This window comes from Actinomadura alba, from assembly GCF_014323705.1.
Lineage (GTDB): Bacteria > Actinomycetota > Actinomycetes > Streptosporangiales > Streptosporangiaceae > Actinomadura_C > Actinomadura_C alba.
The window spans coordinates 62492-75535 of the sequence record NZ_JABVEC010000034.1 but is presented as its reverse complement, the minus strand read 5'-3'; the positions used below and the strand labels follow the sequence as shown (position 1 = coordinate 75535).

Genomic DNA, 13044 nt, shown 5'->3' with positions numbered 1-13044 from the left:
GTGTGCGGGTCGATGAGCTGCTGGGGCATGAAGATCCCTATCTGAATCCGGGCGCGCTGTGGGGGGCGCGGGGTGCGATCGCGAGTGCCGCCGCGGAGCATACGGCCTCCGCGTGAACGTGCCGTGCCACCGGCTGCCGGCGTACGGTCACGGTGCCGGCCGCCGGTGGCACGGGGCGCTACTTCACGCCGCCCGCGGTGAGGCCGGCGATGATCCGCCGCTGGAAGATGAGCACCATGACGACGAGCGGTACGGTGACGACGACCCCGGCCGCCATCTGGGTGCCGAAGGGCTGGTCGAAGGTGGCGCTGCCGGTGAACTTCGAGATCGCCACGGTCGCGGTCTGCATATCCTTCTCGTTCACCATGGTGCGCGCGATGAGGAACTCGTTCCACGCGGCGATGAACGTGATGATCGCCGTGGTGAAAACCCCGGGAGCGGCCAGTGGAATGATGATCTTCCGGAACGCCTGCCCGCGGGAGCAGCCGTCCACCATCGCCGCCTGCTCGAGCTCGAACGGCAGCTGCCGGAAGAACACGTTGAGGTTCCACACGGCCAGCGGCAGGGCGAACCCGAGGCTGGGCAGGATCATCGCCTGGTAGGTGTTCATCCATTCGATGTCGGTGAACAGCTTGAGCAGCGGCACGATCTGCGAGATGCCGGGGAACATCGAGGTGGCGATGATGATCCCGAGCAGGGCGTTCTTGAACCGGAAGTCCAGCCGCGCGAGCGCGTACGCCGTGAAGACGCCCACGATCAGGGTCAGCACCGTCGTGACCCCGGCCACGACCACGCTGTTCACAAGCGAGCGTCCGAACCCGTTGTCCGGATTGAAGACCGCGGAGAAGTTCTCCAACGAGAACGGCGCGGGCAGCGGGGTGTTCTCGAACTGGTTGGCCGGCCGCCGGAAGGCGGACACGATCATCCAGTAGAACGGCACCAGGCAGTAGCCCACCACGAGCGCGACGCCGGCGTAGAGCAGCCTGCGCCGCCAGGCGCCCTTCGACGCCCTCGGACTCTTGGCGGCCCCCGGGGCCGTGACGGCCGTCATGCGCTCACCTTCCCCAGTTTCTTGCGCTTCGCGGACGGCTTGCGCTGCTGCCGGGCCTCGCCGATGACGTCGGCGCCGAGCAGTTTGACGAACAGGTACGCGAGAACGGCGATGTAGACGAACAGCACTGTGGCGTAGGCGGCCGCGGGGCCGTAGCGGAGGTTGTTGGCCTCTTGCCACGCGATCATGGTGAGCGTCTCGACCGAGTCCTTGTTCGGTCCGATGAGCACGAAGGGCAGGTCGAACATGCGCAGCGCGTCGAGCATGCGGAACAGTACGGCGACGAGCAGGGCCGGCTTCACGAGCGGCAGCGTGATGCGCCGGAACTGCTCGAACGCCGATGCCCCGTCGACCTTGGCCGCCTCGTACACCTCACGCGGGATCATCTGCAGCCCGGCGAGCACGAGCAGGCCGATGAAGGGCGCCGTCTTCCACGTCTCGGCGACGATGATGCCGAGTTTGGCGTGGAACCCGTCGGTGGTCCACAGGATCTGCCGGCCGATGATCGCGTTCGCGACTCCGTCCGTCTGGAAGATCCAGCGCCACAGCAGACCGGAGATCGCGGTCGGGATCGCCCAGGGCACCAGGATGCTGGCGCGGACGAAAGCCCGGCCGCGGAGCGCCTGGTGCATGATCAAGGCCATCGCCACGCCGATGACCGTCTCGAGGCTCACCGTGACGACGAGGAAGAAGGTCGTGTTGTAGAAGGCGTTCCAGAACGCGTCCGCGTTCTCACCCGAGAAGATGGCCGTGTAGTTGTCGAGACCGACGAACCGCTCGCTCTCGACGATGAAGCCCTGCGCGTCCAGCACCTCACCGCGCTTGTACAGCGACTCGCGGAAGGCGGCGATGACGGGATAGCCGACGACCAGGGCGAGCACCATGATCGTGGGGGAGAGCAGCAGGGCGCTGAGCCGTCCCGAGCCCTGGACGTCACGCTCTTTTTTCGGCGGTCGCGGGGTCTTCGCCGCGCCCGCTGACGGTGGTTCCTTGGTGGTTGTCGCCATTCGGTCCACTCCTCCGGCCGGGGCGGGGCGTGCCCGACACGCCCCGCCCCGGTGCCACGTCGGTTACGGCTGGATCAGCTGACCGAGCTTGGTCTGCAGGCTGGACAGTGCCTGATCGGAGGGCGTCTTGCCGGTGATGGCGTTGTAGGTCTCCTCCTGGATGGCGGTGGTGACGTCGCCGTACTTCACGACGATCGGCCGGGGCTTGGCGCCGAGGATGGAGGCCTTCAGGGTCGGCAGGTAGGGGAACTTCTTCACCAGCTCCGGGTCGTCGTACAGCGCGGCGTTCGGCGGGGCCTGCGAGGTCGCGAGCAGGTCGGCGCGCTGGGACTCCTCACTGGTGATGAACTTGATGAAGTCCGCCGCAGTGGCCTTGTTCTTGGCGAAGGCCGAGATGGCGAGGTTGTGCCCGCCGAGGGTCGACGCGCCCGGTCCGCTCACGCCCGGCAGCGGCGCCACCGCGAACTTGTCGACGACCTTGGAGGTGCCCTTCTTGTTCGCCAGCGCGTACTGGTAGGGCCACTGGCGGTGGAACAGCAGTTTGCCGGACTCGAAGTAGCGGCGGCCCTCCTCCTCCTTGAAGGTGATGGCCTGCTTGGGGATTCGGCCGTCCTTCACCGCCTGGACCAGCACGTCCAGGCCCTTCTTCGCCTCGGGGGTGTTGACGGTCGGCTTGCCGCTCGCGTCCACGACGGAGCCGCCCGCGCCGTTGATGACCTCCGAGACGTTGACGGTGAGGCCCTCGTACTTGTCGAACTGCCCCGCGTAGCAGCTCACGCCCTTGCCCTCGGAGGTCTTCGTGACCTTGTCACACGCGGCCCAGACCTCGTCCCAGGTCTTCGGCGCCTCCTTGACGCCGGCCGCGTCGAGGAGGTCCTTGCGGTAGTAGAGGAGTCCGCCGTCGGCGTTGAGCGGGACGGCGTACAGCCGGTCCCGGTACTGGGCTGTCGCGACCGTGGGCGGGAGCATCGCCGACACGTCGAACTGCGACTTGGGCAGGTCGGTCAGCCAGCGATTGGCGGCGAACTCGGCGGTCCACACGACGTCCATGTTGAGGATCGTGTAGGCGTCCGACTTCGTCTGGGCGTTCTGGATCATCTGCTCGCGCTGCTGGTCGGCCGACTCCGGCAGCTCGATGATGCGGGCCTGCTCGTTCGGGTGGTCCTTGTTCCAGGCGTCGACCTGCTTCTGCCTGTTCCCCGAGGTGTCCTTGCCCGAAACGAACGTGATCGGGCCCCGCCCGCTCAGTTGCGCTTCGGTGGACTGCTTCGCCGTGCCTCCGCCGCCGTCATCGCCGCCGTCATCGCCGCCGCAGGCGCTCACCGTGAGCGCAAGGCCGACCACCACGCCGACAATAGGGGTGAACCGCATCGATCCTCCTCCTCGCGGGCCCTCGTGAGGTCCCGAGTCCTCCCCACATGTCCTCACGTGGGATAACTTGGCGGGGACCCTAGCAACGGGCTGTAACGCTGTAAACAGCTTGCAGAAACGATTTGGAAACATTCGCGGTCCCAAACCGGCCGGCGGACCTTTTCCCTGCTTGTGCTGCACATCTTGCGGCTGACCTGGCGAATTGATTGCAACTGCTTGCTGAGCTATTGCAAGAACTTCCGTATCTCTGTAGCTTCCCCGCAACGAAGCTGAAACCAATCAGTCGTGGGAGGCGCACGTGGCCCGCTCTCGTCATCCGCGGAGGCGTCGCGGGGCCGGGCGATCCCGGCTGCTCAGGACGGTTCTCGCGGTCGCGCTCACCACGTCCCCGCTGACCGCGATTCCGGCCGTGGCGTCGCCCGCGGCGGCGGACGCCTCCGCGCCGGAGGCGTCTCCCGACACCGACCTGACCAAGGCCAGGGCCCAGTGGATCGACCGCCGCACCGTCGCCTGGAAGGTCGAGCCGTCCGCGTCGAACCGCTACGCGCTGGAGTACGCCCCGGACGGCTCGCTCGCGGTCTCCGAGGACGGAAAGATCACCGGCGACCGGCACCTGCTCCGGCTGGCCGGCGTGCCCGGCGGCCTCACCGCCGAACAGCGCGGGAAATGGCCGCACCTCGCCTCGTACGCGGCCTTCACGGTCGACCCGCGGGACGCGGGGCGGGTCGCCGAGGCGGTGCGGGGGCAGGTGATCGCGGTCGAGCGCGACGCGGCCGGGGGCCTTCGCACCACCACCGGCGTGCAGCTGCCCGGAGTGCTCGACGACCTGTACGCCCCGGCGGTCAAGGCGGACCTCGGCCCGGTGTGGCGGCACGGGCGGCCGACGCTGACCCTGTGGGCGCCGACCGCGCGCAAGGTGGCACTGGACATCGGCGGCGACAGCGTGCCGATGCGGCGCGACGACCGCACCGGCGCCTGGTCGGTGACCGGCCCGGGGAGCTGGAGGGGCCGCTCGTACCGCTTCCAGGTCACCGTGTTCGCGCCGGCCGCCGGCAAGGTGGTCACCAACGCGGTCACCGACCCCTACGGCCTGGCGCTGACCGCCGACTCCGCGCGCAGCGTGCTCGTCGACCTCACCGACTCGGCGACCGCGCCGGCCGGCTGGTCGGCGCTCCGCAAGCCCAAGGCGGTACGCCAGGACCGGGCGTCCATCTACGAACTGCACGTACGGGACTTCTCCGCCTCCGACGCGACCGTTCCGGCGGCGCGGCGCGGCACGTACGGCGCCTTCACCGGCGACGGCGCCGGCATGCGCGAGCTGCGCGGGCTCGCCCGCGACGGGCTGACCCATGTGCACCTGCTGCCCGCGTTCGACTTCGGGACCGTGCCCGAGCGACGCGCCGACCGGAAGGAGCCGGCCTGCGACCTCGCCGCGCTGCCACCGGACTCGGCCGAGCAGCAGAAGTGCGTCGCCGCCGTGAAGGACTCCGACGCCTTCAACTGGGGGTACGACCCGGTCCACTACACCGTGCCCGAAGGGTCGTACGCCTCCGATCCGGACGGCACGGCACGGACCAGGGAGTTCCGCGGGATGGTCGCGGGGCTCAACGGCGCCGGGCTCCGCGTGGTGATGGACGTGGTCTACAACCACACCGTCGCGGCCGGCCAGGACCCGAAGTCGGTGCTCGACCGGATCGTGCCCGGCTACTACCAGCGCCTCCTCGACGACGGAACCGTGGCCACCTCCACCTGCTGCCCCGGCACCGCCCCCGAGCACGCGATGATGGGCCGCCTCGTGGTCGACTCCGTCGTCACCTGGGCGAAGCGCTACAAGGTGGACGGCTTCCGGTTCGACCTCATGGGTCACCACCCCAAGGCCAACATGCTCGCCGTACGCAAGGCACTGGACGAACTGACCGTCGAGCGCGACGGCGTGGACGGCAGGTCGATCCTGCTGTACGGCGAGGGCTGGGACTTCGGCGAGATCGCGGGCGGCGCCCGGTTCGAGCAGGCGACCCAGGCGAACATGGCGGGCACCGGGATCGGCACGTTCAACGACCGGCTGCGCGACGCCGTGCGCGGCGGCGGGCCCTTCGACGAGGACCCGCGGATCCAGGGCCTCGGCTCCGGCCTGGCCGGTGCGCCCAACGGCTCGCCGGCGAACGGGTCGGCCGCCGAGCAGCGGGCACGGCTGCTGAAGTACGGCGACCAGATCAAGGTGGGCCTGACCGGCAACCTGAAGGGCTACCGGTTCACCGACTCCTCCGGCCGGGAGGTGACCGGCGGGCAGGTCGACTACAACGGATCGCCGGCCGGCTACACCGCCGTGCCAGGCGAGGCGGTGACCTACGTCGACGCGCACGACAACGAGACGCTGTACGACGCGCTCGCGTACAAGCTGCCGGCCGGCACCCCGATGGGCGACCGGGTGCGGATGCAGGCGCTTTCGCTGGCCACGCCGATGCTGGCGCAGGGCACCGCGTTCCTGCACGCCGGCAGTGAGCGGCTGCGGTCGAAGTCACTGGACCGCAACTCCTACGACTCGGGGGACTGGTTCAACCGGCTGCACTGGGACTGCCGCCAGGGCAACGGGTTCGGCGCCGGCCTGCCGCCGGCCGCCGACAATGAGCCCAAGTGGGTGTACGCGCGGCCGCTGCTCACGAACGCGGGCCTCAAGCCGTCGTGCGCCGACCTCTCGGCGGCCCGCGAACGGACCGGCGAACTGCTGCGCATCCGGGGCTCGTCGCCGGTGTTCTCGCTCGGATCGGCCGACGAGGTGCAGCGACGGCTGTCGTTCCCGCTCAGCGGCACCGGCGAGGTCCCCGGCGTGGTCACCATGCACCTGGACGGGCGCGGCCTCGACCCGAGATGGCGGTCGGTCACGGTGGTGTTCAACGGCACGCCGGAGCCGCAGCGGCAGACCGTGGCCGCGCTCAAGGGGGCGGCGGTGACGCTGCACCCGGTGCAGGCCGCCTCGACCGATCCGGTGGTCGGGCGCTCGGCGTTCGACGCGTCGACCGGCGCGCTCACGGTCCCCGGCCGGACGGTCGCGGTCTTCGTACGGTCCTGAGCGCCGGGCGCCGCTTCGGAGGGCCGCCGCACGCGTGGGCCCGGACGAATCCTCCCCATCAGCACACGGGTCGTCCGGGCCCAACCCCACGTGGCCCCGCGCCAACCGAAATTTGCAGCTTTTCAGGGAAATTGCGGGATTCTTGCGAAATCTCTTGACGCGGTGTCACGGGTCGGTGACGCCGGCGGTGCAGAGGCTCCACCCGCGATCCGGGACCTGTTCGGCAATCCCGGGCCGGCGGGGGAGTCCTGGGCGTCGCAGCACGTGCTGCCGCCGGCCGTCGCCTGGCCGGTGCTAATCGTCGCGGTCTTCCCGCCCCTCTCGGTGCGCCGCCACCGGTGGCTCGATCGTTGACGGGAGAGCCGCGGCGATGCAGTCGAGGACGCGCTCCAGCCCGTACCGGAACTGGTCTTCGCGGCTCAGGTGCGGCTGGCGCGCGTCTATCACGATCTTGCTGAAGATCGGGTACTTCCCGCTTTCCAGCAGTTGGTGGACTCGCGGGGAGGTCCGCGCCATCCATTCCGACTCGCTGATCCCGCTGCGGCGGACCTCCTCGGCCCAGCTGATCTCGTCGCGGACGGCGCTTTCGACGTAGCCGCTCAGAATGCCCATGAGGCTGAGGTTCTGGTCGATGGCGATGTGTGCGTCGAGGGCTCCCATCACCCGCTCGATCAAGAGCAGCTGGTTGGGACCGAAGCTGTGGAGCGACCGGTGCACGGTGGCGATCCACGGATGCCTAAGCCACATGGCGCGCAGTCCGTCGGCGTAGCGCGTCAGGTCCGCGCGCCAGTCGCCGGAGGGCATGCCCTCGACGTCGATCTCGCCCATCAGCCGGTCGGCCACGAGCTCGATGAGGTCGTCGCGGCTCGGGACGTACCGGTAGAGCGACATCGCGCCTGCGCCGATCTCGGCGGCGATCCGCCGCATGGTGGCGGCCTCCAGCCCCTCGGCGTCGGCGATCCGGACCGCCGCCTCGGTGATCTGCGCGCGGCTGTAGGTCGGCTTCGGCCCGCGGGCCGGGCGCTCGGGCCGCATCCAGATGCTCACGTACTCGGCGTCGGTCACCGTTCCACCTCCTACTTGCGTACATCGTACCCAGTAACTTAGTCTGGCCGCGATAACCGCGTACAAGGTACCCAGTGGAGGGAACATGGCGGAGCCGATCGTGGTCGCCGAGGGGCTGCACAAGTCCTTCGGTGACACCCATGCGCTGCGGGGCCTGGACCTGAGCGTCCCGAGAGGAACGGTCTGCGGAGTGCTGGGGCCGAACGGCGCGGGGAAGACGACCGCGGTGCGCATCCTGGCGACCTTGTCCGATCCCGATGCCGGGCACGCCCGCATCGCCGGATACGACGTCGTCCGCGAGGCCGGCAAGGTGCGGGCCAGGATCGGGCTCGCGGGCCAGTACGCCGCCGTGGACGAGAAGCTCACCGGCCGCGGCAACCTGCGCATGTTCGGGCGCCTCTACCACCTGTCCCGGCGCGAGGCGCACCGGCGGGCCGACGAGCTGCTCGAACGCTTCGGTCTGATGGACGCCGCCGATCGTCAGGTCGCCGGCTACTCCGGCGGTATGCGGCGCCGCCTCGACCTGATCACCAGCCTCATCCTGCGTCCCGAGGTGCTCTTCCTGGACGAGCCGACCACCGGCCTGGACCCGCGCAGCCGCGGCGAGATCTGGGACAGCGTCCGCGAGCTGGTCGCGGGCGGCACCACGGTGCTGCTCACCACGCAGTATCTGGACGAGGCCGACCGGCTGGCCGACGACATCGCCGTCATCGACCACGGGCAGGTGATCGCCACGGGCACTCCCGACGAGCTGAAGGCCACGATCGGGGACCGCCTCGACGTCGTTCTCGAAGACCCCGCCGCGTTGCGTCCGGCGGCGACCGTGCTGAACGCCCTGGCCGGGACCGACCCCACGATGACGGGCGCCGACCGGCTCAGCGTCGCCCTGCCCGGCGGCGGCCTTCGGCTCGCCGACATCGTGCGCGAGCTCGACCGCGCCGGGGTCGCCGCGGCCGACGTGAGCCTGCGCCGCCCCACCCTCGACGAGGTGTTCCTGCGCCTCACCGACCGGAAGGAGCTCGTCTGATGACCGCCCTCACCTCGCCGATGGGCCACCGCGTGCGCTGGACGTTCACCGACGGGCTGACCCTGGTCGGCCGCGAGCTGGGACGGCTGCGGCAGGAGCCAGGGGAGCTCGTCGCCGCGCTGATCTTCCCGGCCATCATGGTGGTGCTGTTCGGGTACGTGTTCGGCAGCGCGATCCAGGTGCCAGGCGGCGGCGACTACCGCGAGTACCTCATGCCCGGGCTGTTCTCGATGGTGACCTTCACGGCGGTGATGGGGGTCATGATGCGGGTGGCCACCGACGCCTCCCGCGGCGTGATGGACCGGTTCCGGTCCATGCCGATGGCGCGGTCGGCGGTGCCGTTCGGGCAGACCGGTGCCGACCTGCTGGGCGGTCTGCTGTCGCTCACCATCATGGTGGGGGCGGGCCTGCTGGTGGGATGGCAGCCGCATCGCGGCCTGGTCCCCACGGCCGAGGCGTTCCTGCTGCTGATCGTGCTGCGGTACGCGCTGAGCTGGGTGGGCGTCTACGTGGGCCTGGTGGTGAAGAACGACCAGGTCGCCGACCAGATGGTGCCGCTGTTCCTGCCGTTCACGATGCTGTCCAACTCGTTCGTCCCGACCGACGGCATGCCGGGGTGGCTGCGGTTCCTGGCCGACTGGAACCCGGTGAGCGCGATCACCGCCGCCTCCCGGGAGCTGTTCGGCAATCCGGGTGTGCCGTCCGGAGACGTGGCCTGGCCGCTCGCGCATCCGGTGGCCGCCGTCCTGCTCTGGTCGGCCGCGCTGCTGGCGGTGTTCGTCCCGCTGTCGGTCCGTACCTACAAGCGCAGGGGACGGTGAAACGGTGACCTCTCTGCCGGAAGACCCGCCGTCACCGATCAGCGAAGACGACCGCGACACGGCCGTGCGGCGCCTGCAGGAGGCGTACACCGAAGGGCACATCTCGTACGAGGAGATGGACGAACGCCTCCACCAGGTGCTCACCGCCAAGACGCACAGCGAGCTCGTGCCGGCTCTGGCCTCGCTCCCGGAGGAGAATGCGGGCACCACGTCCACGATCGCCGCCGTCAGCGGACGGATCCAGCGGCGCGGCGCATGGCGGGTACCTCGGATCCTCAAGGTCGAGTCCGCACTCGGAAGGGTGCACCTGGACCTGTCCCGGGCGGTCATCGAGCATCCGGTAGTCGACATCGAGTTGCAACTCGGCACCGGCAGAGCCAAGATCACGGTGCCTCGCGACGCGATCGTCGACGTCGAGGATCTGCGCACCGGGTGGAAGGACCCGCTCTACAAGACCCGGCGGCGCTCCCGCCCCGGCGGGCCGAGGATCCGGATCTCTGGGACCATGGGGTTAGGACGGTTGAAGATCCGCCACGCGCGGTGAGACGCGTTCGCCGCGGCCGGCCCGTGCCGCGGTGACCGCATTCCGAAAGGCCTGATTCGATCCGCCGGGTCACCGGCACCGGGTCTATCCGGGCTGGAACTCTCTGAGCGGCAGTCGCACCGGCGTGCCGCGGACGGTCACGACATGCCGGTCGACGTCCATGTGGACGGGACCCACCGCCAGGGTCACATGCCCCTTCGCCTCATCGGCGCTACGCGTCTCAGCGGACGCGCGCCGCGGTCGGCGCAGCACCGCTTGCACTCGGGCGATCAGTTCCTGCGGAGAGAACGGCTTGGTCACATAATCGTCCGCGCCGATCTCCAGTCCGACGACACGGTCGATCTCGTCGTCCCTCCCCGTCACGATGATCACGGGAACGTCGGAGGTACTGCGCAACCGGCGGAGGACATCGGTGCCCGGTAGTCCGGGCAACCGCAGATCGAGCAGGACCATTTCGGCGCCGGACCGGTCGAAGAACTCCAACGCCTCGGGACCGGTTCGCGCCACGATGGGCCGGTAGCCCTCGTCTGCCAACAGACACTCGAGAAGGTCCGCCACCGACTTGTCGTCCTCGACGACCAGTACCCGGGTCGCCGCACCGCGTGCTGTCATCAGCGCCGCCGAGCTCGCCACCGCGAACTCACGGAACCGTCCCTCCGCCGCGGCATCCATCGTCACCTCCGAAGTACTCTCACCCTTCAGACGCCTCCGGACGACCGCCACTATGCGTAGGTAGACCGACTTTCTACAGATGGCTCACGCGTCGGGTGATCCCGAACCCGCGACCCTCAGGAAAGATCGAGATTAATGCTGATATAGCGCTATTCAATAAGGCCTGATCGGCGGATTGGCCGGGAATCGGTCGGGTCGACGGCCGGTTATGGAAAGGGTTGTATTCGATCATTTGTTCGAATAGCATTGTTGTCACGCGAGGAAGGGGGTGCCGAGAAATGACCACGGAAACCGTGCCCGCCGAATTGTGCTGGGCGGAATGGGCGGAGCTGCCTCCGGGGCCGGAGCTCGGGTTCCGCCTCGCGATGGTCGACCTGGCGGCGCTCCCCGACGACGAGTTGACCGGGGTGATGGCGGCCGCGCGGCGGCAGACATCCTGGGCGCAGAGCGTCGAGCTGGCGTCGGTCGCCGAGCTGGCCCGGCGACGACAGGCCGAGGAGTCGCTCGAGAATGTGCGGTGGACGTCGTCGACCCATGAACGCCTGGTCGATGAAGTGGCGGCGGAGCTGACGGTTCCTTCCGGCGCCGCACAGGAGCTGGTGTGGCTGGCCGAAGCGCTGACGGAACGGCACCTGCGGACGTGGTCGGCGTTGGTGTCCGGCTTGATCGACTACCGGCGGGCCAAGGTGGTGGTCGAGGTACTGGACGGCCTGGATGATGAGCTGGCCGACCGGATCGAGTCGAAGGTCATCGCCGATGCTCCGTCGCAGACCGTCACAAGGCTGCGCGCCCTGCTTAAGAGAGCGGTCAAGAAGGCCGACCCTGCAGCGGCCGAGGAGAAGAAGAAGGCGGCGCGGCGCGAGCGGCGGGTGGAGATGTGGGAGAACTCCTCCGGCACCGCCGACCTGGTCGGTCGTGATCTCGCCGCCGAAGACGTCGAAGCGATCATGAATCGCCTCAGCGCCGTCGCGCGGGCCATGCGGGCCGACGGGGACCAGCGACCGGTCGACGCCATCCGCGCCGACCTCTACCGCGACCTGCTCCGTGGTGTGCCGTTGCCCGAGGCCGCACGCGTCTTGTACGACGACGGCTCCACGGTCCCCGCCGAAGACGCCGCTCCCGGTGAGCCGTCCGCCACCGAATGGGATGCCGCTTCTGGCGAGCCCTCCGTCGTCGAGCGGGACGCCGATCCTGGTGCGCCGTCCGCCACCGAACAGGACGCCACCCCTGGTGGGCCCTCCAGCGTCGGGCAGGACGCTGCTCCAGGTAAGCCGCCTGTCGTCGGGCGGGATGTCGTTTCCGGTGAGCCGTTCGCCGATGCCACTGGCGCGGTCGGGACGGTCTCCGACGCGGATGCTGGCGCGGAGCGGGACGCTGCTTCCGGTGAGCCGTTCGCCGATGCCACTGGCGCGGTCGGGACGGTCTCCGACGCGGATGCTGGCGCGGAGCGGGACGCTGCTTCCGGTGAGCCGTTCGCCGATGCCACTGGCGCGGTCGGGACGGTCTCCGACGCGGATGCTGGCGCGGAGCGGGACGCTGCTTCCGGTGAGCCGTTCGCCGATGCCGCCGACGCGGTCGGGACGGTCTCCGACGCGGATGCTGGCGCGGAGCGGGACGCTGCTTCCGGTGAGCCGTCCGCCGATGCCGCCGACGCGGTCGGGACGGTCTCCGACGCGGATGACGTCACCGTCCGGCCCGCCGCCCGCCGCGAGGCCCGGACTCCCAATGGCAAGGCCCGGACTCCCACCTACGACGAGGCCGTGGCCGAGGTTGAACGGCTCATCGCCGAGGCGCTCGCCACTGAACTCGACCGACACCTCGAAGACGTTCTCGCCACCGCCCGGCGCGAGTCCCGCGATGGCGAGCGCCCGGTCGGACGCGCGCTCCTTGTCTCCCAGGCCGTGGCGGCGATGGACAAGGCGCTCGAAGGTCTTCGGGACACGTGGTGTGCGGCCACCGGCCAGCAGGCGCACGACGGCTACCGGCCGCCCGCCGCGATGCGGCGCCGTATCGAGCGCCGTCACCGCACCTGCGTCTTCCCCACCTGCAATCGCAGGGTGGTGGCGTGCGACGTCGACCACACCCGTCCCTATGATCCGGCGGTTCCGGGCGGCGGCAGGACTCGGGCGGACAACCTCGCTCCGCTCTGCCGTCGCCATCACCGCACGAAGCAGCACCGGACTTGGTGGCTGGTCCAGCCCTTCCCGGGACTGCTGGTATGGATCACTCCGGCAGGCCACTGGCACATGGTCCTCCCGTCGCCGCCGGAGTGACCTTTGCTCCAGGCGGGCGCGCACCGGGGCGAGACCGGACGGCGCCCATCCGAACAACCCCCGGTGAGGCGGCGGGACCGGTGAGGTCTGGGGCCGGTTTGCGCGGGCGTCGGCCGGCTCACTCCGGGCCCGGACGGTTGCGG

The 13044-nt window shown here is 69.8% G+C and carries 9 protein-coding genes and 1 pseudogene; 5 read left to right on the top strand and 5 right to left on the bottom strand.

Annotation, left to right across the window (positions count from 1 at the left end):
• Nucleotides 1–178: 178 nt before the first annotated feature.
• From HKK74_RS31570 to HKK74_RS31560, 3 genes are all read right to left on the bottom strand, one after another.
• The gene (locus tag HKK74_RS31570) at nt 179–1051 is read right to left on the bottom strand and encodes a carbohydrate ABC transporter permease (RefSeq protein ID WP_187247043.1); all 873 of its coding nucleotides are present in this window, start codon (nt 1049–1051) and stop codon (nt 179–181) included.
• The gene (locus HKK74_RS31565; RefSeq protein WP_187247042.1) at nt 1048–2058 is read right to left on the bottom strand and encodes a carbohydrate ABC transporter permease; all 1011 of its coding nucleotides are present in this window, start codon (nt 2056–2058) and stop codon (nt 1048–1050) included. Before HKK74_RS31565 ends, HKK74_RS31570 begins: the two co-directional genes overlap by 4 nt.
• A 63-nt stretch (nt 2059–2121) precedes the next feature.
• Complete coding sequence (locus HKK74_RS31560; protein WP_187247041.1) at nt 2122–3429, bottom strand: ABC transporter substrate-binding protein; 1308 nt, start codon at nt 3427–3429, stop codon at nt 2122–2124.
• A gap of 298 nt (nt 3430–3727) precedes the next feature.
• Here HKK74_RS31560 and pulA point away from each other — a divergent pair, with 298 nt between their 5' ends.
• Nucleotides 3728–6499 (top strand): pullulanase-type alpha-1,6-glucosidase, encoded by a 2772-nt coding sequence (pulA, locus tag HKK74_RS31555; RefSeq protein ID WP_187247040.1) that lies wholly within the window; start codon nt 3728–3730, stop codon nt 6497–6499.
• Nucleotides 6500–6793: 294 nt separating this feature from the next.
• Here pulA and HKK74_RS31550 read toward each other — a convergent pair whose 3' ends face one another.
• The gene (locus HKK74_RS31550; RefSeq protein ID WP_187247039.1) at nt 6794–7564 is read right to left on the bottom strand and encodes a TetR/AcrR family transcriptional regulator; all 771 of its coding nucleotides are present in this window, start codon (nt 7562–7564) and stop codon (nt 6794–6796) included.
• Between the two features lie 85 nt (nt 7565–7649).
• Between HKK74_RS31550 and HKK74_RS31545 the strand changes: the two genes are divergently transcribed.
• Genes HKK74_RS31545 through HKK74_RS31535 form a run of 3 tightly spaced genes read left to right on the top strand, consistent with a single transcriptional unit; the run spans nt 7650 to nt 9956 of the window.
• Nucleotides 7650–8591, top strand: a complete 942-nt coding sequence (locus HKK74_RS31545; RefSeq protein ID WP_187247038.1) for an efflux ABC transporter ATPase subunit, DrrA-related — start codon at nt 7650–7652, stop codon at nt 8589–8591.
• A complete protein-coding gene (locus HKK74_RS31540) occupies nt 8591–9412 on the top strand; it encodes an ABC transporter permease (RefSeq protein WP_187247037.1) in 822 nt (273 codons plus the stop codon). The genes HKK74_RS31545 and HKK74_RS31540 overlap by 1 nt, the downstream gene beginning before the upstream one ends.
• 4 nt (nt 9413–9416) lie before the next feature.
• Entirely contained in the window at nt 9417–9956 is a 540-nt protein-coding gene (locus HKK74_RS31535; protein ID WP_187247036.1) for a DUF1707 SHOCT-like domain-containing protein, read from the top strand.
• A 93-nt stretch (nt 9957–10049) separates the two neighbouring features.
• On the opposite strand, the pseudogene HKK74_RS31530 reads toward HKK74_RS31535, so the two are convergent.
• Nucleotides 10050–10568, bottom strand: a pseudogene (locus HKK74_RS31530) (response regulator transcription factor); the annotation flags it as partial.
• A gap of 338 nt (nt 10569–10906) precedes the next feature.
• Here HKK74_RS31530 and HKK74_RS31525 point away from each other — a divergent pair.
• A complete protein-coding gene (locus tag HKK74_RS31525) occupies nt 10907–12901 on the top strand; it encodes an HNH endonuclease signature motif containing protein (protein WP_187247035.1) in 1995 nt (664 codons plus the stop codon).
• Nucleotides 12902–13044: the final 143 nt, after the last annotated feature.

Bases quoted from the DNA above. Each gene is read 5' to 3' on its own strand.
- HKK74_RS31570 (WP_187247043.1), bottom strand. From the start codon at position 1,051: ATGACGGCCGTCACGGCCCCGGGGGCCGCCAAGAGTCCGAGGGCGTCG.
- HKK74_RS31565 (WP_187247042.1), bottom strand. From the start codon at position 2,058: ATGGCGACAACCACCAAGGAACCACCGTCAGCGGGCGCGGCGAAGACC.
- HKK74_RS31560 (WP_187247041.1), bottom strand. From the start codon at position 3,429: ATGCGGTTCACCCCTATTGTCGGCGTGGTGGTCGGCCTTGCGCTCACG.
- HKK74_RS31545 (WP_187247038.1), top strand. From the start codon at position 7,650: ATGGCGGAGCCGATCGTGGTCGCCGAGGGGCTGCACAAGTCCTTCGGT.
- HKK74_RS31540 (WP_187247037.1), top strand. From the start codon at position 8,591: ATGACCGCCCTCACCTCGCCGATGGGCCACCGCGTGCGCTGGACGTTC.
- HKK74_RS31525 (WP_187247035.1), top strand. From the start codon at position 10,907: ATGACCACGGAAACCGTGCCCGCCGAATTGTGCTGGGCGGAATGGGCG.